The sequence below is a fragment of the Tabrizicola thermarum genome (assembly GCF_003574395.1).
Lineage (GTDB): Bacteria > Pseudomonadota > Alphaproteobacteria > Rhodobacterales > Rhodobacteraceae > Tabrizicola > Tabrizicola thermarum.
Genome location: NZ_KZ984534.1, coordinates 13,088 through 38,833 on the forward strand (window position 1 = coordinate 13,088; position 25,746 = coordinate 38,833).

Genomic DNA, 25,746 nt, shown 5'->3' on the forward strand with positions numbered 1-25,746 from the left:
TGGGGAGAGGCGGGGGCGCACAAGACCTGCGCAAGACTGGCCGACGAGAAGCCGAGGATCCGGTACAGGTATGAGTGCACCGCGCATCACTGTCAGCGTCTTTGCGCTGGACCAGTTGCTGCTGCCGAAGGCCGCAGGGGCGAAGGGCTGGTCCGCCCGCCTGGCCGAAGCCACTCCGCGTCTGATCCCAGGCGCCCTGCCATGCACTCTTTGCCTTGCCGACGGACCCGAGGGCCTGACCCTTGCGAGCCCGGTGGTGCTGTCGGGGACAACCTGGGAGACGGGCAGCAAGGCACAGATCGAATCGGTGCCGCGCCACCGCGGGTTGTATCTGGTGCGGATCGGGGGCAAGCCCGCGGCTCTGGCATGTGACGACACCTGGGTCGAGGGGGACATCCCCGCGCCGGACCGGCCCGAGGCGCCCGAGGCGCTGGCGGCCTATGCTGCGGAGACACTGATCGACACGCCGGACGGGCCAAGACCTGCCGGCAGTCTGGTGGCCGGCGACCTGATCACGACATTGGCCAATGGCTCGCGCCCCCTGCGCTGGGTCGGGCGGCGGGCGGTCACTGCGCTGGACCTGCTGGCGCATCCCGGACTGCGCCCGGTGGAATTCGCGCCGGGGACCATCGGCAACGACCGGCCGCTCGTCGTGTCGCCGCAGCAGCGGATGCTGATCGACGACTGGCGGGCGGCAGTCTATTTCGGCGAGGACCAGGTGCTGGTCTCGGCTCAGGCGCTGGTCGATGACCACGGTGCGCGGCTGGTGCTGCCCGAGGCGGGACTCGACTATGTGATCCTCCTGTGCGACCGGCATGAGGTCCTGCTGGCCGAAGGGGCCTTGTCGGAAAGCTTTCATCCCGGGCCGACGGGCCTTGCCGGGCTGACCAGGGCCGAGCGGGCGGCTCTCGCCGATGCGGTGCCGGAAGGCGACCTGATCCGGCGGCGCGCGGCCTTTCCCATCGTCCGCAATGCCGAGGCGCGGGCCTTGCGGTTGCAGGGTTAGGGGCCTCAGCGACCAGCGCAGATCCCGGTCAGCATGGCAATGACGGGCGGATACCAGTCCGGGTCAAAGCCATGCGCGTCCTGCAGGACCGACAGGAAGCAGGCGACGCGGCCCGTCTCGGGGTTCGCCACCAGATACTGCCCGCCATAGCCCCCGTGCCCGACCCAGGTGCCATCGGTGTTGGTCTGGTTCGAATAGTGCAGCCGGTCGCGCGGGGCAGGCATCGGGACGCCGCCCTTCAGGGTCCGGTCCAGAAACGCGGCCGAACCGAAGGCGGCGCCGTTCACCCCCTGTCCCCTGCGGGCGAAAAGCGCGCCATAGCGGCAAAGGTCGCGCGCCGTCAGGCAAAGCCCGGCCGAGAAGATCGGCGTGCCCGCCCGGTCCGAGCCCATGTGCAGCACGCCCTCGACGCCCGCCGCATCGGCAAGGTCCGCAACCCAGGCCCGCAGGGGCCGCCCGCCCCGCGCCAGGGCCGCCTGCATCAGGACATCGGTATTGGCGCTTTTGTACAGGCTCGCGCCGCTGCGGTTGACCGTGTCCGATGCGCCCGGCGCCAGGCCGATCCCGGCCAGAAGCTCGACCATCAACGGCTCGCGACCCTCCGGCAATCGCATCCCCATTGCCACCTCGTGCTGGAAGACGGTGGTGTGCGGGTCGGTGTAATCCTCGTTGAAACCGTTCTGGACGTTCATGTCCAGGATGTCCTGGATCCGGGCCGCCTGATAGCCCGGGCCGATCCAGGGCAGGATCTCGCCCATCGGCTGGTCGAGGTCCAGCAGACCATCCTCCCACAGCCGCCCGACGATCAGGTTCGCGGTCATCTTGGTGATCGACATGATCGCATGTGGCTGATCGGGGCCGAAATCCGGGGCATAGGCCTCGAACAGAAGCCGGTTGCCCTCGGTCACCGCCATGGCCGAGAACCAGGGGCTGGTGGTCAGCCGCTGCACATCCTCGCGCGCCGCGATCGCGGGGTCGGCGTCGGGCCGCAGGTCCAGCACCGAGGCCGCGCGGAAGGTCTGGGTGTAGCGGGCGATCCGGTGCAGGTGGTGGAACCCCTGCCGACGATGCGCGGGGCTGTTCCAGCGCGGATGCAGGTCGGGACCGACGGTCAGGTCGGGATTGGGATGGACAGTCAGAGGCATCGAGAACTCCTTTGCCAAAGGGTAGGCCGAGGCGGGAGGGGCGCAAGTCAGGCAAACCCCCCGCCTCAGGCCCCCCACCTCGCCCTGGGCCGGGCCAGACTGATCGGGCCCGGAGTCGGCAGGATGACAGGGGCCGCCCCCCGGCCACGGGACGCGGGCGCAAACAGCGATCGGCAACGCCGAAGTCAGCCGCCCTTGCGGCCCCCCGTCCCGAACGGATAGAATGGCGCGGCAATCAGACAGGCGGAGAACGGGATGTCCTGGACGGACGAGCGGGTCGAGACGCTCAAGCGCATGTGGAACGAGGGCCAGTCGGCCAGCCAGATCGCCAAGGAGCTGGGCGGTGTCACCCGCAACGCGGTGATCGGCAAGGTGCACCGGCTGGGCCTGTCGAACCGCGTCGGCAAGGAAGAGGAGGAGGAGGCGACTTCAACCCCTGCACCGGTCGCCGCTGCCAAGCCCGAGCCCGCAGCCCGCCCCGACCCCGCCCCACGGGCCGAGGCTCCGCGCCAGGCCGCCCCGGCCGCGCCTGCTGCGGCACCCTCCTCGAACGTGACCCCCCTGCCCGTGCGCAAGGCGATCATCCCGGCGGGCCAGCCCCTGCCGCCGCAGCCCAGCCTGAACGAGATCAGCCCCGAGGCGCTGGCCTCGGTCCGCGAGGTGGAAAAGCGCGCGCGCAAGCTGACGCTGATGGAACTGACCGAACGCACCTGCAAATGGCCGATCGGCGACCCCGCGACCGACGATTTCTGGTTCTGCGGCCTGCCCTCGCTGCCCGGCAAACCCTATTGCGAGGCGCATGTCGGCGTGGCCTTCCAGCCGATGAGCGCCCGGCGCGACCGCCGCCGCTAGCGGGCCGCCCGGGTCCCTCGACCACAGGCCGGGCGGACGGGGTTGACCCGGCCCCGGCCAGGTGCCCAGCTTCTCGCGGACCCCCGCCACCGGAGTATCGCCGATGCCCGCACCCACCGCCGATACCCTTGCCGCCGCCGCCAGGGCCGCAAGCGGCAAGGGACTGCCCCCCGTGCATCTGTGGAACCCGCCCTTCTGCGGCGACATCGACATGCGCATCGCCCGGGACGGGACCTGGTTCTACCTCGGCACTCCCATCGGCCGGGCGCCGCTGGTCAAGCTCTTCTCCTCGATTCTCCGGCGCGAAGGCGACGACTACTTTCTCGTCACCCCGGTCGAGAAAGTCGGGATCAAGGTCGACGATGCCCCCCTGCTGGCGCAGGACTTCGACGTCACGGGCACGGGCCGCGACCAGACCCTGACCTTCACCACCAGGACCGAGGACGTGGCCGTGCTCGGCCCCGACCATCCCCTGCGCATCGAACGCGATCCGGTCACGGGCGAACCTTCGCCCTACATCCTGATCCGCAGCAATCTCTGGGCGCGGATCGACCGGAAATCCTTCTACCGGCTGATCGATCTCTGTTGCCATCACGACCACGAAGGGCAAAGGTGGTTCGGCCTGTGGTCCTCGGGGCAGTTCTTCCCGGTCATCCTGTCGGCCGAATTGCCTAACCCGGAAATGCCCTGATCGACATGCCCCGCTTCGCCGCCAATCTGACCTACCTCTTCACCGAAGTCCCGATGCTCGACCGCCCCGACTGGGCGGCACGCTGTGGCTTTGACGGGGTCGAGGTGCTGTTTCCCTACGACCAGCCGATGGCAGATTGGGAGCGCGCGCTGAACGGCATCCCGCTGGCTCTCATCAACACGCCGCCGGGCGACTGGGCCAGCGGCGACCGCGGTTTCGCCGCCGTCCCGGGAATGGAGTTGCGCTTCCGTGACAGCTTTCTGCGCGCCGCCGAATATGCGACCCGGCTGAACGCGGCTTCCGTCCATGTGATGGCGGGGGTCGCCAAGGGCCCGCAAGCCGAACAGGCCTATGTCGAGAACCTGTCCTGGGCCCTGGCCCAGGCGCCGGAGCTGTCGCTGACCATCGAGCCGCTCAATCCCGACGACATGCCGGGCTATTTCCTGAACGACTACGACGATGCGGCGCGCATTCTGGACGACATCGCCAATCCCCGGATCGGCATCCAGTTCGACCTCTGGCATGCCGCCCGGCTGCACGGCGATGCAGCCCAGGTCTGGCAGACGCATTGCCACCGGATCAGCCATGTCCAGATCTCCGGCTTCCCGGGCCGCAACGAACCGGGTGGAGGCGGCTTCTCGCTGCCCGATCTCTGCGATGCCGTCGATGCCCGGTTCCCCGACCTGTGGATCTCCGCTGAGTACCGCCCGGCCAAGGGCACAGCGCAGGGGCTCGGCTGGCTGACCGCGCTGAAATCGCGCGGGGCGCTGCTGATAGGCGGATAGGCTGCGGCAGCCCCCCTCGCACGCCCTCTTGTGTCGCCCGCCCCTCGCCCGCTAAAAGGCAACCAAGCCAGCACAGGAAGCCACCCATGCCGATCGAAGCACCGGAAACCCAAGTTGTCACCACCTGGAAAGTGGCCTGCGACGGGGGTGAAGGCGCCCTTGGCCATCCCCGCGTCTGGCTGACCATTCCGCGCGACACGGGCTGGGTCGAATGCGGCTATTGCGACAAGCGGTATGTCATCGACCGCGAGCACGCCCACGACGACCACTAGGCAAGCGACGGCCTTACCACCTGCATCCCGTGCCTCGACGACAGCTCGGCAAAGGCGAAAGGGGTCAGTGGGCCAAGCCGGCTGCCTTCGACGAAGAAGTCTTCCATCGTGCCCGCAGGCTGAAATGCCAAAAGAATCCGACCGGTCCCGGTCGTATTGCGGAAGGCGTGCGGGATACCGCGCGGCGCCAGAAGGCTGTCACCCGGCATCAGCCGGTGCAGCACCTCGCCGACCCTGATCTCGAACTCGCCGTCGGAGACCAGAAACCACTCGTCCCGAGCGGCATGGACATGCATCGCCGGCCCGCCCGGCGCGCTGCGCACCGTGTCGTAGATGCACAGACCACCCCGTCATGGCAGCGGACAGCTTGAGATGGAACGTCCCGTTCAGGAACCCGAAGGAATGGCCATCCAGCGCAGTATCGTTCCGCACCACGGACGGTGGGCGGCCAGTCACCCTTGCGCAAGGCCCGACCCCAGGCTTCCGTTCATTCGGCCGCAAAGCGCGGCCGGGCCGCGTCCATCTCCAGCCCCAGCGCCCGGTAGCCCAGGGCCGACCCGTCGGTCTCGGGGCGGCTGCTGACGGTCACTCCCGCACAGCCCGCCGCCAGCGCCTCGGCGCGCGCGGCGGCCAGAAGCGCCCGGCCGATGCCCTGCCCCCGGTCCGGCGCCTGGACATAAAGCTGTTCGACAAAGCCCCAGGTCGCGCCCGCCACCATGTTGCGCCCCAGGATCAACAGGGCATGGCCCACGGGATGGCGCTGCGGGCTGTCGGTCCGGTGCGCGACCAGAAGCCGCGCCGCGGGCCCGTCCAGCGCGATCCGGGCCAGGACCCGCGGGGTCAGCGTGGCAGGCAACCCATGCTGCGCGCCAAGCGCGATCATCATGCGGTGGGTTTCTGGCAGGTCCTCTGCCGTGGCGCGGCGGATCGTGACAGTGGGGGTCGACATCTTCGGTTTCCTTCGCTGGGGCGGCCCGGCGAGGGGAACCTTGTGAACCAACCGGCCTGACCCTCGCGGGCGGCTTTCTGGGGTTTGCTTCGGTTGTGAAACGCTGCCCGGCCGCCTATGTGGCGTCGGTCCAATAAAACGACTGGTAGGTCATCTGGCACAGCATGGCGTGACATTGCACCGCCCTTTCGCCCGGGTCAAGCCCGCCTGTGCCCCCCGCAGCATGCCGTACCGGGTGGCCCTTTCGTCGGCCTTCTGCCAATAATCCTCTCCAGGCGACGGGAGACGACCCATGACTTTCGGCAAAGGCCACCATCTGCATCTCATCGACGGCTCGGCCTATATCTTCCGCGCCTATCACGCGCTGCCGCCGCTCACCCGCAAGTCCGACGGGCTGCCGGTGGGTGCCGTCGCGGGCTTCTGCAACATCCTGTGGAACGAACTTTCCCGCGCCACCTCGAACGGCAAGGCCGCGACGCATCTTGCCGTGGTCTTCGACCATTCGGCCGAGACCTTCCGCAACGCGATCTACCCGGACTACAAGGCCAACCGCCCCGAGCTACCCGAGGACCTGCGCCCGCAATTCCCGCTGACCCGCGAAGCCACCCGCGCCTTCAACGTCGCCTGTCTGGAAACGGAAGGGTTCGAGGCCGACGACATCATTGCCACCCTGGCGAAACAGGCGGTCGAGGCGGGCGGGACCTGCACCATCATCTCCTCGGACAAGGACCTGATGCAGCTGATCCGCCCCGGGGTGGACATGTTCGACCCGATGAAATCCCGCGTCATCGGCCCCGAGGAGGTGATCGAGAAATTCGGCGTCCCCCCCGAAAAGGTGATCGACGTGCAGGCCCTTGCGGGCGACAGCGTGGACAACGTCCCCGGCGCGCCGGGCATCGGCCTCAAGACCGCCGCGCTGCTCATCAACGAATACGGCGACCTCGACACACTTCTGGCCCACGCCTCCGAGATCAAGCAGCCCAAACGCCGCGAGGCGCTGGTCGAGAATGCCGAGAAGATCCGCATCTCCCGCGAGCTTGTCACGCTGAAGGACGACACGCCGCTGGACGTGACGCTGGACGATCTGGAAATCCGCCTGCCCGAACCCGACAAGCTGATGGAGTTCCTTACGAAAATGGAATTCCGCACCCTGACGAAACGTGTCGCGGAAAAACTCGGCATCACCACCCCCGCCCTGCCAGAGGTCTCGCAGCTCACCGTCGCCCGCGAGGAGAAGCCACAGCCGCAGGCCGAACAGCCCCCCTTCGACCACGCCGCCTACGAATGCATCCGCACCCGCGACGCCCTCGACCGCTGGATCGCCCGCATCCGCGATCTGGGCCATGTCGCCATCGACACCGAAACGACAAGCCTGAACGAGATGCAGGCCGATCTCGTCGGCATCTCGCTGTCGGTCGATGCCGGGAAGGCGGCCTACATCCCTGTCGGCCACACCACGGGCGGCGGCGATCTGTTCGGGGCCAAGGCCCTTGCCCCCGAACAACTGCCGCTGGACGAGGTTCTGGCCGCGCTGAAGCCGATCCTCGAGGATCCCGCGATCCTCAAGATCGGCCAGAACATGAAATACGACTGGAAGATCTTCGCCCGTCCGGGGCTGCGCATCGCCCCCATCGACGACACGATGCTCATGTCCTACGCGATGCACGCAGGGCTCCACAACCACGGCATGGACGAGCTTTCCGACCGCTACCTCGGCCACCAGCCGATCCCGATCAAGTCCCTCCTCGGATCGGGCAAATCCCAGATCACCTTCGACAAGGTCGCCATAGACGACGCCGTGAAATATGCCGCCGAGGACGCCGATGTGACTCTACGCCTCTGGCAGACCTTGAAGCCGCGCCTGCACCGGGCGAAGGTCACCACCGTCTACGAGACGCTCGAACGCCCCCTCGTCCCCGTCCTCGCCGACATGGAGATGACCGGCATCAAGGTCGACCGCGACGTCCTGCGCGGCATGTCCAACGTCTTTGCGCAGAAGCTGGTCCAGCTCGAAGAGGAAATCCAGGACATCGCCGGCGAGAAGTTCAACGTGGGCTCCCCCAAGCAGCTGGGCGAGATCCTGTTCGATCGCCTGGGCGTTCCCGGCGGCGAAAAGGGCAAGACCGGGGCCTATGGCACCGGCGCCGACATCCTCGAGGACATCACCACGCTGGAGGACAGCCACCCGCAGGGCGCGCGCCTCGCCGCGCGCATCCTCGACTGGCGGCAGATCGCCAAGCTGAAATCCACCTACACCGACGCGTTGCAAGAGGCGATCAACCCCGAAACGGGCCGCGTCCACACCTCCTACTCCATCGCGGGGGCCAACACCGGCCGCCTCGCCTCGACCGACCCCAACCTCCAGAACATCCCCGTCCGCACCGAGGAAGGCCGCCGCATCCGCGAGGCCTTCGTCGCCCCCGAAGGCCGGGTCCTGGTCAGCCTCGACTATTCCCAGATCGAACTGCGCATCCTTGCCCATATCGCCGACATCCCCGAGCTGCGCCGCGCCTTCGAAGAGGGGATCGACATCCACGCCCTGACCGCGTCCGAGATGTTCAACGTGCCCCTGGACCAGATGACCCCCGACATCCGCCGCAAGGCCAAGGCGATCAACTTCGGGGTGATCTACGGGATTTCCGGCTTCGGCCTCGCCCGGAACCTCCGTATTCCGCGGGCCGAAGCGCAGGGTTTCATCGACCGCTATTTCGAGCGATTTCCCGGCATCAAGGGCTATATGTCCGATACTGTAAAGTTCGCTCAGGAAAACGGGTACGTTCAGACGCTTTTCGGTCGGAAAATTCATACTCCCGAAATCAACGCCAAGGGCCCCGGCGCCGGTTTCGCCAAGCGCGCCGCGATCAACGCACCCATCCAGGGCACCGCTGCCGACGTCATCCGCCGGGCGATGATCCGGATGCCGAAGGCCATCGAGGGGCTGGACGCGAAGATGCTGCTGCAGGTCCACGACGAACTTCTGTTCGAGGTGGCAGAAGCCGACGCCGACCGCCTGATCCCCATCGCCAGGGAGGTGATGGAACAGGCTTCCGCCCCCGCCGTCGCCCTGAACGTCCACCTCGCGGTGGAAGCCGGACAGGGCAAGACCTGGGCCGAGGCGCATTGATGATCATGACCTACGCCGAGTTGAAAGCCCTCGCCCTTGGCCTCAACCTGCCCGAGGTCACGGACACCACGGCCTGGGGCAACCCCTGCCTCAAGGCGCATGGCAAGATGTGGTGCTGGTGGTCGCCTTACGTCGATGCTGCCGTCTTCAAATGCGGCAAGGACGAACGCGAGATGCTCTTGGCCGCAGACCCCAAGACCTTCGCCCTCCATCCGCATTACGAACCCCACAACCTGATCCTCGTCCGCGCAGGCCGCATCGACGAAGCCTGGGCCACTGCCCGCCTCATCCGACACTGGCGCGACGCCGCACCGAAACGCTGGCTCAGGGCCTGGGATGCGATCAACCCGCCAGCCTGATCCAGACCTGTCTCTTCCCCCCGGATATCCCGGGGTGGCCGAATGGCATCGCCACTGGTCCGAAAGGCCATCGGGATGGAAGGGGCAGCACCCCGCCTCAGCCGGGGATGAGGCGAAGGCCGACGACAAGACAAAAGACCCGCGCGTCCGCGCCCATCTGAAAACCGCCCCGCTCTAGCGGTCGATCCGGCATTGATAGCAGTTGTTCCGCGCCGATCGGACATGCACATAGGCCACCCGCGCATCGCCGAACACCTCGCCCGCCCGCGCCAGGATCGCCCCCGTTGCGACCACCCCGCCGGTGCCATAGACGATCCGGTCGTCAGGCCCATAGCCGCGAACGATGTAATCGGGCGAGTCCAGAACCTCGGGCAGCGCCTCACCACCGCCCGCTTCGCAAGGGTCCGCACACAGGAAGATCGGCCCCACCTCGGCATAGGGCTGCAGGTTTGGAAAGGGTCGGTGCGCCAACACCAGCATTCCTGCGCCCGCGGGGATCATCTTCAGGCAATGCCTGCAAGGATTGCCGCCCCCGTCCGAGACCATCCGCTCGGGCACCTGCCCATTCGCGTCCGGCCCCCCGGCCTGATAGCCCCGCACCACCGTCGTCGGTATCGCCACAAATCGCATGTCATCCTCCGCCTTTCCCGGAAGATGCCAGCGACCAGGGCCCCGCACGACCCGAAGCTTGCGGTTTCAGGCGCGCCCCGACTTCACGTCCGCTCGACCAGACGCCCCAGAGGACGACCGCCCAGGATGTGCAGGTGGAAATGCGGCACTTCCTGATGCCCATGCGCCCCGGCATTGGTGATCGCGCGGAACCCTTCCGGCCCGGTCAGCCCCAGGATCTCGCAGGTCTTGGCGACGGTGCGGTGGAAATCGACCAGTTCCTCGGCCGAGGCTTCGGCTGCGAAATGGTCGAACGAGACATAGGCCCCCTTCGGCACCGCCAGCACATGCACCGGGGCTTGCGGGTGGATGTCGTGGAACACCAGCGTATGCGGCGTATCCATCACCGTCTTGTTCGGAATCTCTCCGCGCAGGATGCGGGCGAAGATGTTGGTGGGGTCGTAAGTCCAGCTCATGCGTCTCAATCCACGAATAGGTACTCGGTTGCGGCAATCTCCCGCGCGGTCTCGACCGGGATCTGAAGGAACCCCGCCAGGGCGGCCGCGTTTTCCGCGATACCGGCAGTCTGGCGCATCCGGTAATGCGCCGCCAGATCAAGATCGCGCAGCCGGTCGCTTTCGAACCTCACATCGTAGCGGATCGTCGGCAACAGCTGCTCCACCGCGCTGACCGGGGTGTGCGGCCCGGCCAGACCGACACGCCGCGCATGGCCGATCAGATAGTCGTCGGTGAACTGGCAGTCGATCTCCAGAAGCCGCAGATGCGACTTGTCGTTGCCGAAGTCCTGGATCAGCTCGATGCTGCCGGGATCGACGCAGACCACCAGCCGGTCGGTCTGCCAATGGTCGAACAGCATCCTGACCAGCGCCCGGCGGTGGCGCATCCGCTTGTCCAGCCGCGATTCGATGCCGCCCAGATCGGGCAGCGGCGTCGCTTCCTCGTTGAAAAGGTATTCCACCGCCGGAACCCCGGTCACGCTGCGCAGCCGTTCCACCAGCCGCTTGGCGACATGCCATTTCTTGCAGGCCACCATCAAGAGCGTCCGGTTGCGGCCAAGGCTCGTCTCCGCCTCCCAGAACCGCCGGGCAAAGCGCCGCCCCTCCCGCCCGCGCGAGGTGAGATAGGCAAACTGCCGCCGCCCCTCGTCCGAGATCGCGAACGTCCGCCCCGTCTCGGCATAAAGATCCCCCAGCTGCTGCTTCAGCCGCCTTGCCTCGGGGCTGATCTTGCGCGCGAAGAGATAGCCCTGCGCCAACAGAAGATCGTAGTGGTCGTCGTAGAAGGTCACCGGCATGCCGTAGTCGGTGAACATCAGGAAGGTCAGCGTGCGCGACCGGATTTCCCGATCCGGCACCAGATGGGCGACAAGCGTCTGGAAAAAGGTCTCGTCCGGGATCCAGGTCGTCGAGAAGAACCGCTGGATGTCACGGCGGCGCGCCACGAAATCAAGCACCGCCTCGACCGTGCGCCGGCGCAGGCACCACCACTGGCTGCCGATCCGCATCTGCAGATCCTCGGGAATCCTGCGCGACAGGCCGAATTTCTTCTGCAATTCCAGCGAGGTATAGAACAGCCATCTCCTCTGCCGTTCATTGAACCAGTGGCGATAGATCAGCCGTTCCTCCTTGATCCCGGTCTTGATCCAGTCCGATCCGAAGAAATCGAAACTTTCGATGTAGTCGGCATCCTCGCGTTCCAGGAAGGCGTGCACATATTCCGCCGTCTTGATCGGCATGCAGTCGCCCGACAGCATGTAGAAATGCGTGGCCCCGGGGAACTCCGTCAGCGCCGCCCGCAGCCCCGCCAGAGTGGCCGCCACCAGGCTCCATTCCCCCCAGCCGCATCTGACCCGACGGCGGGCGAAAGTCACCTGCGGATTGCCCGCCAGCGCCGCCCGGATGCGGGCATAGTCGACCTGCGGCGCGCGGGCGTCGAAATGGATCGCCACACAATCCCCCGTCGCCGTCAGCCGCAAGGCCTGCGCAATGATGCCTTCGGGGTCCTTGTGGCAAAGCAGGATGAAGGCGATCTGCGTCATCGGTCCCGTGCATGTCCGCCAATGCGTGGTTCTGCCTGACTAGACTGCCGGGTGCTTCCTTGAAAAGCCCGAATATGTCTGCTTGAGTGCCGCAATCGTGCGTCACTTGTCTGGTTCACGTCTTTGGGCTGAAGAAGGACCTTGGGTCATGGGTTTTCCCGGAACATGGATGACGGAGAGCGAAAGCGTCGTCTACCGGGTGGTGCCGAAATGCGCCTGCTCGACCATCGGGCAGATCATGTATTACTCCGACCACGGCCGGTTCTTCGACGGCGACATCCACGATGCGACCACCGGCCTGCACAAATGGGCGCAAGAGGCCAGCCAGCCGATCATCGAACGCAGCGTGCGGGCACGGCAGGTCTATGCCTTCACCTGCGTGCGCAACCCCTATACGCGGATCCTGTCCTCGTTCTTCGACAAGATCTGCGGCATCCAGCGCAACGGCAAACGCTACCGCGGGAACCTCGTGCCGCTTCTGATCCAGAAATACGGGATCGAGGTCGGCGGCGAGGACGGCAAGCAGGAGTTCGACCAGATCGCCAGCTTCCGCCGCTTCCTTCTGTTCGCCCGCGACACGATCCGCTGGAAGAAACCGATGGAGCCCGACATCCACTGGTCGGCGGTGGCCGGCCATGTGTCCACCTTCATCGTCAACGGCGGGCGCTACAACCACATCTTCTTCACCGAGGATTTCAATGCCGGGATGCAGGTGGTGCTGGACAACATCCAAGTGAAGCACCCGGTCGATCTGGCGAAAATCCCCCGCTTCAACGAAAGCGAAGGCCATGGGCCCAAGCGGGCGCATCCGGTCGAGGCCTATTTCGACGACCTCTCGATGCATCTCATGTGGGAAATCTACAAACGCGATTTCCAGCTTTTCCGCTATGACTTCGACAATCCCGCGAACAAGATGCCGAAAGGCCCGGTTGATCTGGACGAGGTTCACGCCAAGCTGGGCGACTGACGCCTCCTCGTACGCCTTCGCCGTCTCGTCGGGGGGGCGCAGCGAGGAGTGACGCAGTCCACGACGAGCGGGAGGGTTCAATGGACAAAGTCACCGGTGGTTGCCTCTGCGGCGCTTTGCGGTTCACGGCGACAGGCCGGCCTTACCGCGTCGGCCTCTGCCACTGTATGGATTGCCGCAAGAACCACGGCACGCTGTTCCACGCCTCGGCGATCTTTCCCGAAACCGCCGTCACCCTTTCGGGCGAAGTTCGAACCTACCGCGACCGCAGCTTCTGCCCGACCTGCGGCTCGCCGGTCTATGCCCATATCGGTGACGAGATCGGCATCAACCTTGGCTGCCTCGACGATCCTTCGGTCTTCCGCCCGACCTATGAGCTGTGGACGATCCGGCGCGAGGATTGGCTGCCAGAGTTCACGGGGATGCGGCACTACGAGAAGAACCGCGAAAACCCTGCCCGCGAGGAGCCCCAAAATCCTTAAGCAAGGATTCTGACAAATTTCTTGCTTAAGAAATTTGGCTTCCTGCCTTCACACCGGGTCCTCCGACCCCGCCTTGCGGAACCACTCCACGATCGCCGCCCGTTCCTGCGGCTCCATATAGCTCAGGTTCCCCGGCGGCATGGCATGGGTGACACCTGCCTGCAGATAGATCCGCCGCGCCTCATGCGCGATCTGGGCGGGGGTTTCCAGCACCACGCCCTTCGGCGGCCAGTGCAGGCCCTCCCAGCCGGGCTCCTCCGCATGGCACATCGAACAGCGGCCCTGCACGATGCCGACCACCTCCTCGAAGCCGGGGGCCGAGGCATAGACCAGCGCCGCGCCTTGCAACCTGGCCTCGCCGTCAACCACCCGCATCGGGGCGGTGGACAGCCAGGCGATGACAAGGAACAGGATCACCGTCAGCCCCCAGGTCCAGTGCGGATTGCCCTTCCGCGCGTGACGGGTGTTGAACCAGTGCCGGATCGTCACGCCCATCAGGAAGACGAGGCTGGCGATCACCCAGTTCCATTCCGTCGCAAAGACCAGCGGATAATGGTTCGACAGCATCAGGAAAACGACCGGCAGCGTCAGATAGTTGTTGTGCGTGCTGCGCTGCTTGGCGATCTTGCCATACTTCGGGTCGGGCTTGCGGCCCGCCTTCAGGTCGGCCACCACCACGCGCTGGTTCGGCATGATGACGAAGAACACGTTCCCGGTCATGATTGACGCCGTGAACGCCCCCAGATGCAGCATCGCCGCCCGGCCGCTGAAGACCTGCGTGTAGAACCAGGCCATCCCCACCAGCACCACGAACAACGCCACCATCAGCGCTGTCTGGTTCGCGTTCACGAAAACCTTGCAGATCGTGTTGTAGGCCACCCAGCCGAAGGCCAGCGAGGCCAGAGAGATGCCAACCGCCTGCCAGACCTGCAACTCCATCACCGTCGGGTCGATCAGGTAAAGCTCGGCCCCCAGGTAATAGACCAGAACCAGCATGGCAAAGCCCGACAGCCAGGTCGCATAGCTTTCCCATTTGAACCAGACCAGGTGGTCGGGCATCGCGGCGGGGGCCACGAGGTATTTCTGGATATGGTAGAACCCCCCGCCATGGACCTGCCATTCCTCGCCATCCGCGCCGCTGGCCAGGTTCCGGTCGCGGTGCAGCCCGAGGTCCAGCGCGATGAAATAGAAGCTGGAGCCAATCCAGGCGATGGCGGTGATGACATGCAGCCAGCGCGCCGCGATCTCCACCCATTCCCACAGAACGACCCAGTCATACATCGCGCGCCCTCCCGGTTTGTCGAAACGCTATCCCGCTTGCCACCTTTCTGTTAATCCATGGAATGCCCGCATCACTTTCAAGCATGGACGAACAATGTCCTATGTGAACAACATCCGCATGTTCGTCCGCGTCTACGAATTGGGCAGCATGTCGGCGGCTGCCCGCGATCAGCGCACCTCGCCCGCCGTCGCCTCGGCCCGGATTTCCGAACTGGAAAAGCACCTCGGCGTGCGCCTGTTCAGCCGCACCACCCGGTCGCTGCAACCCACTGAAAACGGACGCATCTTCTATGACGGCGCCCGCCGCATCCTCGAGGCGATCGACGAGGCCGAAGCCGCCGTGATGGACGTGACGCAGAACCCGCGCGGCACGATCTTCGTCGCCGCCCCCCTGGGCATCGGCCGCAGGCTCATCGCGCCCCGGGTGCCCGCCTTCAAGGACCTGTATCCCCAGATCGACGTCCGCCTGCGCCTGTCGGACCGTGGCATCGACGTTGTGGCCGAAGGCATCGACGTGGCCTTCCACCTTGGCCTTCTGGAGGATTCCACGCTCAAGGTGCGCACCATCGCCGATTGCCCGCGCTTGCTCTGCGCCGCCCCGGCCTATGTCGCCCGCCGGGGGATGCCCGAAGACGGCGAGGCTCTGGTCCGCGACCGGCACGACTGCCTGAACCTGCGCTTCCCCGGCGCCAAGGAGTTCCAGTGGACCTTGCAGACCCCCGAAGGCCCCCGCCGGTTCGAGATCACCGGCCCGTTTGAGTCCGACGACGGCGATGTCCTCACCGGCTGGGCACTGGACGGGCGCGGGATCGTGCTGAAACCGGTGTTCGAGGTCGCCGACCATCTGCGCGAAGGCCGCCTGATCCCAGTCGCCACAGCCTCGCCGCCGCTGCCGATCCAGCTGTCGGCGCTCAGCCAGCACCGCAGGCTGAAGGACCCCAAGGTCCAGCTGTTCACCGATTACATGGCCGCGCAGATTCGCGACGACCTTCGGCGCACGAAGTAGGGTGTGCCACAGCGCACCAATGAAAAGGGCGGGACCGAAGCCCCGCCCTCAGAGCCTAAAGGGCCAATGTCACATCGGCAGCGGCTGGCCGTTCACCAGGATCTGCATCCCTTCCTTCGCCTCGATCTTCGAGGTCAGCGTATCCTCGCCCGCCGGGACCATGAACATGCCCATCATCATGCGCGCGCCCATCGCATCCTCCTGGGTCAGAAGCCCCGTCGCGATCAGCCCGTCGATCAGCTTGTTCGCACCCGTGACGGTGACATTCGCCTCGCCCAGCGGCATCGGCATGCCCATCGAGTTGTCGAAGGTGAAGGCCCCCGTCGCATCCAGCGCAGCACCCGCCACCTTCAGGCCCAGCTGGGTCAGGTTCAGGCTTTCCAGCGCCGGGACGTAAGGCACCCCGGTTTCCTCGGCCGCAACCAGCGCCGGCAGGTCCATCTTGGTCTTGCCCGAAATGTCGATGGCGATCTGCGCGGCATCCCGCGGCAGCGTGCCCTGCGGGTCGAACATCGCCCAGGCTTCCTCGTTGACGCTGAAATCGGCCAGTTTCAGGACGAACCCGTAGTCCCCCGCCGCTTCGGTCGCGATCACCGGAGAGGTCAGGCCGAATTCCATCGGGCCGCTCGTCACCTTCACCGGCACCGGCATCGCGCCCGCGCCGGATTCGATGTCCAGCCCGGCGGCCATCGACTTGAGCGAGAGGCTGTCCTTGTTGAAAACGGCAGAGCCTTCACCCCCGCCCGCCTTCATCACCAGGTCCATCGGCATCATGGCATTTTCCTGCTTCATGGTGCCCGAGGACTCACCCTGCCTGGTCGACAGCGTGACGGCCAGACCCTCGTTCAGCGCCTTGGTGAAATCGGCGGGCGACTGAATGTCGGCCAGCGCAATGGTCGAGGGCAAGGCAAAGCTGAACGCCAGGTCGATATCCTGGGTGGTGCTGGTCGAGGTCTGCTTCAGCTCCATCCCCGGATCGTCGGACCTGGTGGTATAGGCCAGCGTGTCGGCCTTCAGCGACCAGCCGAAGGTGCGGTTGGTGCCGGGGGTATCGGAATAGGTGCCCGACAGGTTCGCAAGGCTGACATCGCCCGAAGACGAAACCTTGGGCGCTTCGCTGCCGTCAAGGGACATGCCCGGATAGGTGCTGTCGTAAACCACATCCAGCTTGGCCGCCGCATAGTCATAGGCCACGCCGCCATCGGCCTCGCGCGCGGTGATGGTCAGACCGTCATGGGTCAGCTTGACCGAGCCCTCCGTATCTCCGGTCATCGTCACGCCGATATCCGCACCGGGGGCGATGGTCACCGATCCGTCCGACTGTTCGGTCAGGGTCATGTCCGAAATCGTCAGTCCCGCAGCACCCTCCGGCGCAATCGAAACGCCGTTCAGCGTCAGGACACCGCCGGACTTGTTCTCGGTCGCAGCCGAAATCGTCAGGCCGACAGCCGCACCGGCATCCTTCCAGGACTGCCAGACCTGATCGGCGGTCAGCGCGGCATGGGCGGTGCCGCAAAGCAGCAATGCAAGACCCGGGGCAGCAACGAAACTTTTCATCCGAAACATGTGGTTCTCCTTGAGCCGAATAAATTTGACCCAGCCACATAATGCCGGACAGACGGATGACGCAAGTGACGGTTTCACGACCCCTTTCGGGCCGGTCTGCGCCGTCAGGACCCCCGGTAGGTCGAATAGCCGAACGGCGAGATCAGAAGCGGCACGTGATAATGCTGGCCCGCGTCCGGCACGCCGAAACGGATCGGAATTTCATCAAGGAAAAGAATGCCTTCGCCTGCCTGGCCCGAGGCCCTCAGATAGTCGCCCGCGCAGAAGACCAGTTCGTAGCTGCCTGCCTGCAACGCCTCGCCTTCCAGAAGCGGCGCGTCCGTGCGCCCGTCGGCATTGGTGACGACCTCCTTCAGCTTCCGGTGATTTTGTCCGGAAATCCGGTACAGCGTGATCCTGACGCCCGCCGCGGGCTTGCCCCTTGCCGTGTCCAGCACATGCGTCGACAGCCGTCCCATCGTGATCCTCCCTCGCGTTTGCGCCATCAGACCACGAAATCCGGCCCGGCGCGACCCGGCGTTGCGCGCATATGACCTTTCGTGAAATCCTGAAAATATCTTCCGCGAATTTCCCCTAGTCTCACCCCAAAAAGGAGACGCCCCCGTGAACCGCTATCCCCGCGACTTCCGTGGCTACGGCCCCAATCCCCCCGACGCCCGCTGGCCGGGCGGCGCGAAGATCGCCGTCTCCATCGTCCTCAACTACGAAGAGGGCGGCGAGAACAACATCCTGCACGGCGATGGCCAGTCCGAGGCCTTCCTCTCCGACATCGCCGGCGCCGCCCCCTGGCCCGGTCAGCGCCACTGGAACATGGAATCGATCTACGACTACGGCGCGCGGGCCGGGTTCTGGCGGCTGCATCGCCTGTTCACCGGGATGGACATCCCCGTCACCGTCTATGGCGTCACCTCGGCGCTGGCGCGCAACCCCGAACAGGTCGCCGCGATGAAGGCCGCCGGGTGGGAGATCGCCAGCCACGGCCTGAAGTGGATCGACCACCGCGACATGCCCGAGGCCGAAGAGGCCGCCCAGATCGCCGAAAGTTTCCGCCTGCACGAGGAAGTCGTGGGCGAACCGCCGCAGGGCTGGTATACCGGCCGCTGCTCGATGAATACCGTGCGCCTCACCGCCGAGACCCGGCGGCTTGCCTGGATTTCCGACACCTACGACGACGACCTGCCCTATTGGCGCGAATTTGGCGACCACGACCAGCTGGTGATCCCCTACACTCTCGAAGCCAACGACATGCGCTTTGCCACGGCCCCCGGCTACATCACCGGGGAACAGTTCCACCAATACCTGAAGGACAGCTTCGACACCCTTTACGCCGAAGGCGCGGCGGGGGCGGCAAAGATGTTCTCCATCGGCCTGCACAACCGACTGATCGGCCGCCCCGGCAAGATCGCGGGGCTCAAGCGTTTCCTGGACTATGCAAGATCCCATGCGGGCGTCTGGTTCCCGCGCCGGATCGACATTGCCGAGCATTGGCGAAAAACCCATCCGCACAAGCGGTTCGAGCGTCCAAGCCAGATGACGCGCGAAAGGTTCGTGGAGCGTTTCGGTTCCATTTTCGAACATTCCCCCTGGATCGCCGACCGCGCCTTCGACCTGGAGCTTGGCCCCGCCCATGACAGCGCCGCGGGCCTCCACAACGCCCTGACCCGCATCTTCCGCTCCGCCTCGCCCGAGGAACGGCTGAAGGTCCTCAAGGCCCACCCCGACCTTGCCGGCAAACTCGCCGCAGCCAGGCGCCTGACCCCGGAAAGCACCGCCGAACAGGCCTCCGCCGCCCTCGACGCGCTCACCGACGAGGAACGCAGCACCTTCCAGCGCCTGAACGAGGCTTACGTCGCCAAACACGGCTTTCCCTTCATCATCGCCGTGCGCGACCACACCAAGGCCTCGATCCTGGCGGCTTTCCAGACCCGCATCGACAACGACACGCCCTCCGAATTCGCCACCGCCTGCAAACAGGTGGAACGCATCGCCGAACTGCGCCTGAAGGACCAACTGCCATGACAGACAAGCACTCGGCCTACTACACCCCGCCCGGCGGCCTGCCTCCGCAAAGCGCCCTCATGACCCAGCGCGCGGTCTTCACCGGCAGCTATTGCGTGATCCCCAGGGGCTGCTTTTCCGACATCGTCACCAGCTTCCTGCCCGGCTGGACGAAGACCAGGCTCTGGATGATCGCGCGGCCGATGACCGGCTTTGCCGAGACCTTCTCCCAATACGTGATGGAAGTCGCCCCCGGTGGCGGCTCCGACGCGCCCGATGCCGAGACCGGCGCCGAACACTGGCTGTTCTTCACCGGCGGCCTCGCGACCCTCACGCTCGACGGCACGGGGTATGAGATGGAGGAAGGCTCCTACGCCTACCTGCCGCCCGGCACCCGCTGGACCCTCCTCGCCGAAGGCAGCGCCCCCGCCCGCTTCCACTGGTTGCGCAAGCTCTACGAACCGGCCCCCGGCACGCCTGCGCCCGAACCCTTCGTCATCAACGAACGCGACGTCCCCGTGCGCTGGATGCCCGACACCCAGAACCGCTGGGGCACCACCCGCTTCGTCGAACCCGACGACCTGCGCCACGATGCCCATGTCAATATCGTCACCTTCCAGCCCGGCGGCGTGATCCCGTTCGAGGAAACCCATGTGATGGAACACGGCCTCTATGTCCTGGAAGGCAAGGCCGTTTACAAGCTGAACCAGGACTGGGTCGAGGTCGAGGCGGGCGATTTCATGTGGCTGCGCGCCTATTGCCCGCAGGCCTGCTACGCTGCCGGTCCCGGCCCTTTCCGTTACCTGCTCTACAAGGACGTGAACCGCCACGCCAGACTGCGCGGCCCCGGCGCTTTCGGCCCCCTGCGCTGATGGCTTGCTCTTTTCCCAAATACTCCGCGGGGGGTCCGGGGGGCGCGAAGCCACCCGGCGGCCAGTCACGGGGCGCTGTCGGATGAGAACGCTCACCCCCGCCCCCCTCACGGCCGACGCCTTCGCCTCCTTCGGCGATGTCCTCGACGCCACCGGCGATTTCCGCCTCATCAACGCGGGCCTCTGCCGCCGCCACCATGACCGCGCCCACCTCGATTTCGGCCCCGAAGGCCGCGCCGGCATCTCGATCTTCCACGCCCGGCCCCGAAGCCTGCCCTACAGCTTCGACCTGATCGAGCGTCACCCCGAAGGCTCCCAGGCCTTCATCCCGATGACGCAGCATCCCTTCCTCGTCATCGTCGCGCCCGATCCGCAGGCAGAGCCGCGCGCTTTCCTCACAAACGGGTCGCAAGGCATCAACCTGCACCGGGGCACCTGGCATGGCGTGCTGACCCCCCTTTCCGCCCCCGGCCTCTTCGCCGTGGTGGACCGCATCGGGACGACCCCGAACCTCGAAGAACACCGTTACACCGAACCGTGGACGGTCCTCGCCCCCTGAGGGGCACCTAACCGGAGCGCATGCAGGGGCAATGTGCAGACGGCGCGAACACAATGAAGCCCCAAGGGAAAAGGACAGAATCGAATGACCACCACGCATCCCGTGGACGAAATGCTGCCACCGCCCAAGCTCTTCACGCTTGGCCTGCAACACGTCCTTGTCATGTATGCCGGCGCCGTCGCCGTGCCGCTGATCGTCGGCCGCGCGCTGAAGCTGGAGCCCGCCGACGTCGCCTTCCTGATCTCGGCCGACCTCTTCGTCTGCGGGCTTGTCACCCTGATCCAGAGCCTGGGCGCGACCCAGTGGTTCGGGATCAGGCTGCCCGTGATGATGGGCGTCACCTTCGCTGCCGTGGGCCCCATGGTCGCCATGGCCAACGCCAACCCCGGCCCCGAAGGCGCCCGCGCCATCTTCGGCGCGATCATCGCCGCCGGGGTGATCTCGATCCTCATCGCGCCCCTGGTCAGCCGGATGCTGCGCTTCTTCCCGCCCGTGGTGACCGGCACGATCATCCTCGTGATCGGCGTCAGCCTCATGCGGATCGGCATCAACTGGATCTTCGGCAACCCCGTCGGTCCCACCGCCCCGATGATCGTCGATCCCGCGCACGCCGACTGGCTGAAGGCCGTGACCGAAGGCACCGCGGCCGGCACGGTGACCGGCGTCCCCGAACTGCCGCCGAAATTCGCCCCCGCCGCGGGAATGATGAACCCGGCCTATGCGCCGCTCGGCAACATCGGCATCTCGGCAATCGTGCTGGTCTCGATCCTGCTGATCGCCCGCTTTGCCCGCGGCTTCGTCGCCAACATCTCGGTGCTTCTCGGCATCATCATCGGCGCGGTGATCGCGGTGGCCCTTGGCAAGATGACCTTCGCCAAGGTCGCCGAGGCATCCTGGTTCGGCCTCATCACGCCGTTCCACTTCGGGATGCCGACCTTCGACCTTGTCATGATCGTCACCATGACCCTCGTGATGATCGTGGTGATGATCGAATCCACCGGCATGTTCCTTGCCCTCGGGGACATGACCGGCAAGCCCGTCACGCAACCGATGCTCTCCTCGGGCCTGCGCACCGATGGCCTTGGCACGCTGATCGGTGGCATCTTCAACACTTTCCCCTACACCTCCTTCTCCCAGAACGTCGGCCTTGTCGGCGTGACCGGGGTCCGCTCGCGCTTTGTCTGCGTGGCAGGCGGGATCATCCTGATCGTCCTCGGACTGGTGCCGAAGATGGGGGCGCTGGTGGAATCCGTGCCCACCATGGTCCTGGGTGGAGCAGGCCTTGTCATGTTCGGCATGGTCGCCGCCACCGGCATCCGCATCCTGGCGGGCGTGGACTTTGCCCGGAACCGCAACAACCTCTTCATCGTCGCGGTGTCGCTGGGCATGGGGATGATCCCGCTCGTCGCGCCGAACTTCAAGCAATGGATGCCCCACGACATCCATCCGCTGATCGAAAGCGGCATCCTGCTCGCCTCGATCACCGCCGTGATCCTGAACGCCTTCTTCAACGGGACCGAGGATCAGACCGACGCGATCAAGGCCGCCGCCGCGCAGGCCGACCACTAGACCCATCGGGCGCGGGTCCTGACGGGGCCGCGCCCGCTTTCCCCCTGACAGCCTGCCCGGGCCCGGCTAAGGTCAGCCGACCGGCCACACCAGGACCCGAATGACCGCAGTTTCCCTCCGCACCCGCCTCCGCGCGCTCTATGAAGGCGCGGGTCCCACCGGCGACCGTTTCCGCTATGCACTGCTGGCCTTCGACCTGCTCACCGTGGCCTGGCTTGTCGCCTCGTCCTTCTTCCCGCGCGGGCCGCAGCATGTCTGGATCGACGTCGCCATCGGCTGTGTCTTCCTCGCCGACTTCCTGGCCCGGCTCTACATCTCCCGCCGCCCGCTGAGAGACCTTGCCAGCTTCTGGGGCATCACCGATGTGCTGGTCATCATCTCGCTCCTGTTCCCGATCTGGGGCGAGGGGCTGGCCTTCCTGCGCGTGCTGCGGCTTTACCGCGTCTTGCACTCACCCCAGACGCTCGACCAGCTGCGCGACGACATCACCGGCTTCCGGCGGCACGAAACGACGATCCGCGCGGCGCTGAACCTGGTGATCTTCCTCTTCGCGATGACCTCGCTGGTCTACCAGACCCAGGTCGCCCGCAACCCCGACATCCGCAACTATGTCGATGCGCTTTACTTCACCGTGACCACGCTGACGACGACGGGGTTCGGAGACATCACGATGGTCGGCAGCGACGGACGCCTTCTGGCCGTGGTCATCATGATCTTCGGCATCAGCCTGTTCCTGCGGCTGGTGCAGGTCGTCCTGCGGCCCGCGAAGGCATATTTTCCCTGCCCGGTCTGCGGCTTGCGCCGCCATGACCACGACGCGGTGCATTGCAAGGCCTGCGGCACCGTGCTGAACATCCCCGACGACGGTCTGGATTGACGGATCGCTCACGGGAACGGCGTTGACAGCCCCCCGGCCCGGGCGCAGCATTCCCTCAGGTCCGCCCGGTATTTCGCGGCCCTTCGACGCCATTTCAGCGAAGGATTTCAGCCATGCACAAACGCCTTGTCGTCTGCTTCGACGGAACCTGGAACGCCGCCGACAGCGAGCGGTCCGAAACCAACGTCGTCCGCCTCTCCCGCGCCGTCCGCGCCAATTCCGGCACCGACGGGGTGCCGCAGCTCTGCATCTATCTGCGCGGCGTCGGCACCAGCGGCTCGCAGCTGGAACGTCTCGTCGCCGGGGCCACCGGCGCGGGAACCGAGGACATCATCCGCACTGCCTACCTGTTTCTGGCCCAGAACTACGTCCCGGGGGACGAGATCTTTCTCTTCGGCTATTCGCGCGGGGCCTTTGCGGCGCGGTCGCTGACGGGGCTTCTCGGCTCGGCTGGTCTGCTCAAGCGGCAAAGCCTCGGCCATCTCGACACCGCCTGGGCCTACTACCGCGACTTCAAGAAGCGTTCGCCCGCGGATTTCCTGAACCGCTACGCCAAGCGCAACGTCGAGACGCACACCGACGTCACCGTCACCTTCCTCGGCGTCTGGGACACCGTGGGCGCGCTTGGCATCCCGGTGGGCTTCCTTGCCGAAGTCTCCGGCATCGTCCACGGCTTCCACGACACCTCGCCCTCGAAGATCGTCAGGCACGGCGTGCAGGCCCTGGCCATCGACGAACACCGCGACGAATTCGTGCCCACCCTCTGGACCGGCGAGGCGCCTGCGGGCTCGACCATCGAACAGGTCTGGTTCGCGGGTTGCCACGGCGATGTGGGCGGCGGCTATTCCGACCGTGAACTGGCCGACATCCCGCTCTTGTGGATGATCGACCGGGCCAAGTCCGCGGGCCTCCAGATCGACGAGACCTCGCCCGGTCTCCTGCCGCAGCCGGCCGCGATCAATGTCCTTGGCCCCACCCACGATTCGCGCCAGGGCTGGTCGATGAAGGACCGCCTGACGCCCACGATCCGCAGCGTCTGCGAACAGAACGTGGCGGTCGACCTGCTGGAGCGCCTCTACCGCCCGCTTGGCCCGAACGGCAAGCCGATCAGGACCATCAACGAGATGATCCACTGGAGCGTCGTGGAACGCTACGGCAAACCCGGTCTCATCTCGCCCGACGACAGGGTGACGACCCGCAAGCGGATGAAATACGCCCCGAAAAGCCTGAAACCCCTGTTCGATGCCACCGACCAGCCGCTGCCCGGCACGAAAGTCTGGACCGGCAGCTAGGCCACGGCGGAAATCGGGGCGGGCGCTTCGGGAAACCCTGCCGCCCCGGTGTCGCGCCGTGCTATGCTCCCGACTCTGCGCCGTACACGATCGGGGGCCAGATCGGGAAGATGTCTCATGCCGTCACCAGCTTCAATCTTCGCCAGGCTTCGCCTTGCCCTCCTTGCCGCGGCCGTGATCGCCGTGCAGGGCCTTGGCGCGCCGCAGGCCCTCGCCCAGACCTCGGGTCGCGCCGAGCCGGTGACCGGGCCGGGGGTCACGACCATCGGCGGGATCGGGCCCGGCCAGAGGATCAACGTCCGGCAAGGTCCCTCGGTGCTGTTTCCGGTGGTCGGCTCGCTGGGCTACGGCACGCGGGTCGACAAGGGCCTCTGCATCGGCGGCGGCAGCGCGCGCTGGTGCGAAGTCACCACGCTGGACGGCAACGTGTCGGGCTATGTCTCGGGACGCTTCCTGGTCGAAGGCGCGGCGCCGCCCTCTGACGACGACCTTGCCGGGGGGCCCGACTACTGGGTCGTGCGCGGCCTTGCCGCGAACGAAAGGCTGGGCGTCCGGCTGGAGCCGAAGTCGGGGTCAAGGGTCCTCGCGACCCTGCGCAACAACGAGATCGTGCGCAATCTCGGCTGCCGGATGACCGGCTCGACCCGCTGGTGCAGGATCCGCTCGACCACCGGCATGGATGTCACCGGCTGGGTGACGGCGCGCTACCTGCGCGAATCCGGCGCTCCGCCCGTGGTCGTGCCGCCGCCGGGGCCGGATGATGGCGGCCCGGACTTCTATGTCGTGCGTGGGCTGGCTGCCGGGGACACGCTGAATGTCCGGTCAAAGCCCTCTGCGCAGGCCGCAATCCTGGCCCGCCTGACCCAGGGCACACGAGTGCGCAACCTGGGGTGCGAGACCTCCGGTCAGACCCGCTGGTGCAGGATCCGCACGACCGGCGGGGTCGAGGTCACGGGCTGGGTCAACGGGCGCTATCTGCGCGAGGGCTGACCGGGCGCGGTGCCGAAGGCCCGGCCCTCAGGCTACTTCAGCTTGATGCAGAAGTGTTTGCGGACCGGCGCCTCGATGGTCCAGGTGCCCCTGAACGTCGGCTCCACCACGAAGGCATCGCCGGGGCGCAAGGTGACGGGCTTGCCCCCGTCCGGGGTGATGGTGACCTGGCCCTCGATCAGGTGGACGAATTCGTAGAACTTGTAGGTCGCGTGCCACGAGCCCACCGTCGCCTCCCAGGTCCCGCTGATCACGCTGCCATCCGCTGACGTGTGCTGCACCCAGGTCTTCATCGACGGGTTGCCGCCGGTCTTCACCCAGCCTTCCAGGTCCGTCGTCATCGGCTCCGGTCCGGGGGCGGGAAAGCGGAAAACGGTGTCGGTCATGCTGGGTCTCCCTGTCGTTGACCCTTGGTAGGACCCTGACGGGGCCCATG

At 66.2% G+C, this 25,746-nt stretch carries 27 protein-coding genes; 17 read left to right on the forward strand and 10 right to left on the reverse strand.

All coding sequences use genetic code 11. The features are described from left to right. Positions 1–70 precede the first annotated feature (70 nt). A complete protein-coding gene (locus tag D5084_RS00170; protein ID WP_128513499.1) occupies positions 71–1,006 on the forward strand; it encodes a Hint domain-containing protein in 936 nt (311 codons plus the stop codon). A gap of 5 nt (positions 1,007–1,011) precedes the next feature. Here D5084_RS00170 and D5084_RS00175 read toward each other — a convergent pair whose 3' ends face one another. Further along, positions 1,012–2,151: a serine hydrolase domain-containing protein gene (locus tag D5084_RS00175; protein WP_128513500.1), complete on the reverse strand. Its 1,140-nt coding sequence runs from the start codon at positions 2,149–2,151 to the stop codon at positions 1,012–1,014. A 255-nt stretch (positions 2,152–2,406) separates the two neighbouring features. Here D5084_RS00175 and D5084_RS00180 point away from each other — a divergent pair, with 255 nt between their 5' ends. The 4 genes from D5084_RS00180 (at position 2,407) to D5084_RS00195 (ending at position 4,751) form a co-directional block, all read left to right on the forward strand. Further along, entirely contained in the window at positions 2,407–3,003 is a 597-nt protein-coding gene (locus D5084_RS00180; protein WP_128513501.1) for a GcrA family cell cycle regulator, read from the forward strand. A 103-nt stretch (positions 3,004–3,106) separates the two neighbouring features. Beyond that, a complete protein-coding gene (locus D5084_RS00185) occupies positions 3,107–3,694 on the forward strand; it encodes a DUF1285 domain-containing protein (protein WP_128513502.1) in 588 nt (195 codons plus the stop codon). A 5-nt stretch (positions 3,695–3,699) separates the two neighbouring features. Continuing rightward, positions 3,700–4,479, forward strand: a complete 780-nt coding sequence (locus D5084_RS00190; RefSeq protein WP_128513503.1) for a hydroxypyruvate isomerase family protein — start codon at positions 3,700–3,702, stop codon at positions 4,477–4,479. 86 nt (positions 4,480–4,565) lie between these two features. After that, positions 4,566–4,751 carry a zinc-finger domain-containing protein gene (locus D5084_RS00195; protein WP_128513504.1) on the forward strand — a complete coding sequence of 62 codons (186 nt, stop codon included), beginning with the start codon at positions 4,566–4,568 and terminating at the stop codon, positions 4,749–4,751. Here D5084_RS00195 and D5084_RS00200 read toward each other — a convergent pair. After that, the gene (locus tag D5084_RS00200) at positions 4,748–5,074 is read right to left on the reverse strand and encodes a cupin domain-containing protein (RefSeq protein WP_128513505.1); all 327 of its coding nucleotides are present in this window, start codon (positions 5,072–5,074) and stop codon (positions 4,748–4,750) included. The genes D5084_RS00195 and D5084_RS00200 overlap by 4 nt on opposite strands. 164 nt (positions 5,075–5,238) lie before the next feature. Continuing rightward, positions 5,239–5,700 (reverse strand): GNAT family N-acetyltransferase, encoded by a 462-nt coding sequence (locus tag D5084_RS00205; protein ID WP_128513506.1) that lies wholly within the window; start codon positions 5,698–5,700, stop codon positions 5,239–5,241. Positions 5,701–5,992: 292 nt separating this feature from the next. Between D5084_RS00205 and polA the strand changes: the two genes are divergently transcribed. Further along, a complete protein-coding gene (gene polA / locus D5084_RS00210) occupies positions 5,993–8,824 on the forward strand; it encodes a DNA polymerase I (protein ID WP_128513507.1) in 2,832 nt (943 codons plus the stop codon). Further along, positions 8,824–9,183 (forward strand): MmcQ/YjbR family DNA-binding protein, encoded by a 360-nt coding sequence (locus D5084_RS00215; RefSeq protein ID WP_128513508.1) that lies wholly within the window; start codon positions 8,824–8,826, stop codon positions 9,181–9,183. The genes polA and D5084_RS00215 overlap by 1 nt, the downstream gene beginning before the upstream one ends. A 174-nt stretch (positions 9,184–9,357) precedes the next feature. Here D5084_RS00215 and D5084_RS00220 read toward each other — a convergent pair whose 3' ends face one another. The 3 genes from D5084_RS00220 to D5084_RS00230 all read right to left on the reverse strand — a co-directional run bounded on the left by D5084_RS00220 (position 9,358) and on the right by D5084_RS00230 (position 11,851). Next, positions 9,358–9,813: a DUF1203 domain-containing protein gene (locus D5084_RS00220; RefSeq protein WP_128513509.1), complete on the reverse strand. Its 456-nt coding sequence runs from the start codon at positions 9,811–9,813 to the stop codon at positions 9,358–9,360. Positions 9,814–9,896: 83 nt separating this feature from the next. Beyond that, positions 9,897–10,268 carry an HIT domain-containing protein gene (locus tag D5084_RS00225; RefSeq protein ID WP_128513510.1) on the reverse strand — a complete coding sequence of 124 codons (372 nt, stop codon included), beginning with the start codon at positions 10,266–10,268 and terminating at the stop codon, positions 9,897–9,899. A gap of 5 nt (positions 10,269–10,273) precedes the next feature. Beyond that, positions 10,274–11,851, reverse strand: a complete 1,578-nt coding sequence (locus D5084_RS00230; protein WP_128513511.1) for a DUF5928 domain-containing protein — start codon at positions 11,849–11,851, stop codon at positions 10,274–10,276. Between the two features lie 148 nt (positions 11,852–11,999). Between D5084_RS00230 and D5084_RS00235 the strand changes: the two genes are divergently transcribed. Together D5084_RS00235 and D5084_RS00240 are read left to right on the forward strand one after the other, a co-directional pair. Then, a complete protein-coding gene (locus D5084_RS00235; RefSeq protein WP_128513512.1) occupies positions 12,000–12,818 on the forward strand; it encodes a sulfotransferase family protein in 819 nt (272 codons plus the stop codon). An 80-nt stretch (positions 12,819–12,898) separates the two neighbouring features. Then, complete coding sequence (locus D5084_RS00240) at positions 12,899–13,300, forward strand: GFA family protein (RefSeq protein ID WP_128513513.1); 402 nt, start codon at positions 12,899–12,901, stop codon at positions 13,298–13,300. A 48-nt stretch (positions 13,301–13,348) separates the two neighbouring features. On the opposite strand, the gene D5084_RS00245 is transcribed toward D5084_RS00240, so the two are convergent. Further along, positions 13,349–14,581: a urate hydroxylase PuuD gene (locus D5084_RS00245; protein ID WP_128513514.1), complete on the reverse strand. Its 1,233-nt coding sequence runs from the start codon at positions 14,579–14,581 to the stop codon at positions 13,349–13,351. A gap of 94 nt (positions 14,582–14,675) precedes the next feature. Here D5084_RS00245 and D5084_RS00250 point away from each other — a divergent pair, with 94 nt between their 5' ends. Further along, on the forward strand, positions 14,676–15,587 hold the full coding sequence (locus D5084_RS00250; protein WP_128513515.1) for a LysR family transcriptional regulator: 912 nt from the start codon (positions 14,676–14,678) through the stop codon (positions 15,585–15,587). Positions 15,588–15,656: 69 nt separating this feature from the next. Here D5084_RS00250 and D5084_RS00255 read toward each other — a convergent pair whose 3' ends face one another. Both D5084_RS00255 and uraH read right to left on the reverse strand, forming a co-directional pair. Continuing rightward, the gene (locus D5084_RS00255; RefSeq protein ID WP_128513516.1) at positions 15,657–17,153 is read right to left on the reverse strand and encodes a DUF2125 domain-containing protein; all 1,497 of its coding nucleotides are present in this window, start codon (positions 17,151–17,153) and stop codon (positions 15,657–15,659) included. A gap of 104 nt (positions 17,154–17,257) precedes the next feature. Beyond that, complete coding sequence (gene uraH, locus D5084_RS00260; protein WP_128513517.1) at positions 17,258–17,611, reverse strand: hydroxyisourate hydrolase; 354 nt, start codon at positions 17,609–17,611, stop codon at positions 17,258–17,260. A gap of 145 nt (positions 17,612–17,756) precedes the next feature. On the opposite strand from uraH, the gene puuE reads away from it, so the two are divergent. The 7 genes from puuE to D5084_RS00295 all read left to right on the forward strand — a co-directional run bounded on the left by puuE (position 17,757) and on the right by D5084_RS00295 (position 25,310). After that, complete coding sequence (puuE, locus tag D5084_RS00265; RefSeq protein WP_128513518.1) at positions 17,757–19,172, forward strand: allantoinase PuuE; 1,416 nt, start codon at positions 17,757–17,759, stop codon at positions 19,170–19,172. Beyond that, positions 19,169–20,023, forward strand: a complete 855-nt coding sequence (locus D5084_RS00270) for a bifunctional allantoicase/(S)-ureidoglycine aminohydrolase (RefSeq protein WP_128513519.1) — start codon at positions 19,169–19,171, stop codon at positions 20,021–20,023. The genes puuE and D5084_RS00270 overlap by 4 nt, the downstream gene beginning before the upstream one ends. 82 nt (positions 20,024–20,105) lie before the next feature. Then, a complete protein-coding gene (locus tag D5084_RS00275; RefSeq protein WP_128513520.1) occupies positions 20,106–20,582 on the forward strand; it encodes an ureidoglycolate lyase in 477 nt (158 codons plus the stop codon). An 84-nt stretch (positions 20,583–20,666) separates the two neighbouring features. Continuing rightward, positions 20,667–22,151 (forward strand): nucleobase:cation symporter-2 family protein, encoded by a 1,485-nt coding sequence (locus tag D5084_RS00280; RefSeq protein WP_128513521.1) that lies wholly within the window; start codon positions 20,667–20,669, stop codon positions 22,149–22,151. 100 nt (positions 22,152–22,251) lie between these two features. Next, on the forward strand, positions 22,252–23,028 hold the full coding sequence (locus D5084_RS00285; protein ID WP_128513522.1) for an ion channel: 777 nt from the start codon (positions 22,252–22,254) through the stop codon (positions 23,026–23,028). 113 nt (positions 23,029–23,141) lie between these two features. Further along, positions 23,142–24,320 carry a T6SS phospholipase effector Tle1-like catalytic domain-containing protein gene (locus D5084_RS00290; RefSeq protein ID WP_128513523.1) on the forward strand — a complete coding sequence of 393 codons (1,179 nt, stop codon included), beginning with the start codon at positions 23,142–23,144 and terminating at the stop codon, positions 24,318–24,320. Positions 24,321–24,437: 117 nt separating this feature from the next. Beyond that, positions 24,438–25,310 (forward strand): SH3 domain-containing protein, encoded by an 873-nt coding sequence (locus D5084_RS00295; protein ID WP_162302346.1) that lies wholly within the window; start codon positions 24,438–24,440, stop codon positions 25,308–25,310. A 32-nt stretch (positions 25,311–25,342) separates the two neighbouring features. Here the strand turns inward: D5084_RS00295 and D5084_RS00300 are convergent, their stop codons facing one another. Further along, complete coding sequence (locus tag D5084_RS00300) at positions 25,343–25,696, reverse strand: cupin domain-containing protein (protein WP_128513525.1); 354 nt, start codon at positions 25,694–25,696, stop codon at positions 25,343–25,345. Between the last annotated feature and the right edge of the window lie 50 nt (positions 25,697–25,746).

Excerpts from the sequence above, each read along its gene's own strand:
- D5084_RS00215 (WP_128513508.1), top strand. The coding sequence starts at position 8,824 with ATGATCATGACCTACGCCGAGTTGAAAGCCCTCGCCCTTGGCCTCAAC.
- D5084_RS00270 (WP_128513519.1), top strand. The coding sequence starts at position 19,169 with ATGACAGACAAGCACTCGGCCTACTACACCCCGCCCGGCGGCCTGCCT.
- D5084_RS00230 (WP_128513511.1), bottom strand. The coding sequence starts at position 11,851 with ATGACGCAGATCGCCTTCATCCTGCTTTGCCACAAGGACCCCGAAGGC.
- D5084_RS00225 (WP_128513510.1), bottom strand. The coding sequence starts at position 10,268 with ATGAGCTGGACTTACGACCCCACCAACATCTTCGCCCGCATCCTGCGC.
- D5084_RS00235 (WP_128513512.1), top strand. The coding sequence starts at position 12,000 with ATGGGTTTTCCCGGAACATGGATGACGGAGAGCGAAAGCGTCGTCTAC.
- uraH (WP_128513517.1), bottom strand. The coding sequence starts at position 17,611 with ATGGGACGGCTGTCGACGCATGTGCTGGACACGGCAAGGGGCAAGCCC.
- D5084_RS00255 (WP_128513516.1), bottom strand. The coding sequence starts at position 17,153 with ATGTTTCGGATGAAAAGTTTCGTTGCTGCCCCGGGTCTTGCATTGCTG.
- D5084_RS00245 (WP_128513514.1), bottom strand. The coding sequence starts at position 14,581 with ATGTATGACTGGGTCGTTCTGTGGGAATGGGTGGAGATCGCGGCGCGC.
- D5084_RS00205 (WP_128513506.1), bottom strand. The coding sequence starts at position 5,700 with ATGTCGACCCCCACTGTCACGATCCGCCGCGCCACGGCAGAGGACCTG.
- D5084_RS00275 (WP_128513520.1), top strand. The coding sequence starts at position 20,106 with ATGAGAACGCTCACCCCCGCCCCCCTCACGGCCGACGCCTTCGCCTCC.
- D5084_RS00195 (WP_128513504.1), top strand. The coding sequence starts at position 4,566 with ATGCCGATCGAAGCACCGGAAACCCAAGTTGTCACCACCTGGAAAGTG.
- D5084_RS00170 (WP_128513499.1), top strand. The coding sequence starts at position 71 with ATGAGTGCACCGCGCATCACTGTCAGCGTCTTTGCGCTGGACCAGTTG.
- D5084_RS00175 (WP_128513500.1), bottom strand. The coding sequence starts at position 2,151 with ATGCCTCTGACTGTCCATCCCAATCCCGACCTGACCGTCGGTCCCGAC.
- D5084_RS00300 (WP_128513525.1), bottom strand. The coding sequence starts at position 25,696 with ATGACCGACACCGTTTTCCGCTTTCCCGCCCCCGGACCGGAGCCGATG.
- D5084_RS00290 (WP_128513523.1), top strand. The coding sequence starts at position 23,142 with ATGCACAAACGCCTTGTCGTCTGCTTCGACGGAACCTGGAACGCCGCC.
- D5084_RS00240 (WP_128513513.1), top strand. The coding sequence starts at position 12,899 with ATGGACAAAGTCACCGGTGGTTGCCTCTGCGGCGCTTTGCGGTTCACG.
- D5084_RS00250 (WP_128513515.1), top strand. The coding sequence starts at position 14,676 with ATGTCCTATGTGAACAACATCCGCATGTTCGTCCGCGTCTACGAATTG.
- D5084_RS00280 (WP_128513521.1), top strand. The coding sequence starts at position 20,667 with ATGACCACCACGCATCCCGTGGACGAAATGCTGCCACCGCCCAAGCTC.
- D5084_RS00180 (WP_128513501.1), top strand. The coding sequence starts at position 2,407 with ATGTCCTGGACGGACGAGCGGGTCGAGACGCTCAAGCGCATGTGGAAC.
- polA (WP_128513507.1), top strand. The coding sequence starts at position 5,993 with ATGACTTTCGGCAAAGGCCACCATCTGCATCTCATCGACGGCTCGGCC.
- D5084_RS00190 (WP_128513503.1), top strand. The coding sequence starts at position 3,700 with ATGCCCCGCTTCGCCGCCAATCTGACCTACCTCTTCACCGAAGTCCCG.
- D5084_RS00185 (WP_128513502.1), top strand. The coding sequence starts at position 3,107 with ATGCCCGCACCCACCGCCGATACCCTTGCCGCCGCCGCCAGGGCCGCA.
- D5084_RS00295 (WP_162302346.1), top strand. The coding sequence starts at position 24,438 with ATGCCGTCACCAGCTTCAATCTTCGCCAGGCTTCGCCTTGCCCTCCTT.
- D5084_RS00285 (WP_128513522.1), top strand. The coding sequence starts at position 22,252 with ATGACCGCAGTTTCCCTCCGCACCCGCCTCCGCGCGCTCTATGAAGGC.
- D5084_RS00220 (WP_128513509.1), bottom strand. The coding sequence starts at position 9,813 with ATGCGATTTGTGGCGATACCGACGACGGTGGTGCGGGGCTATCAGGCC.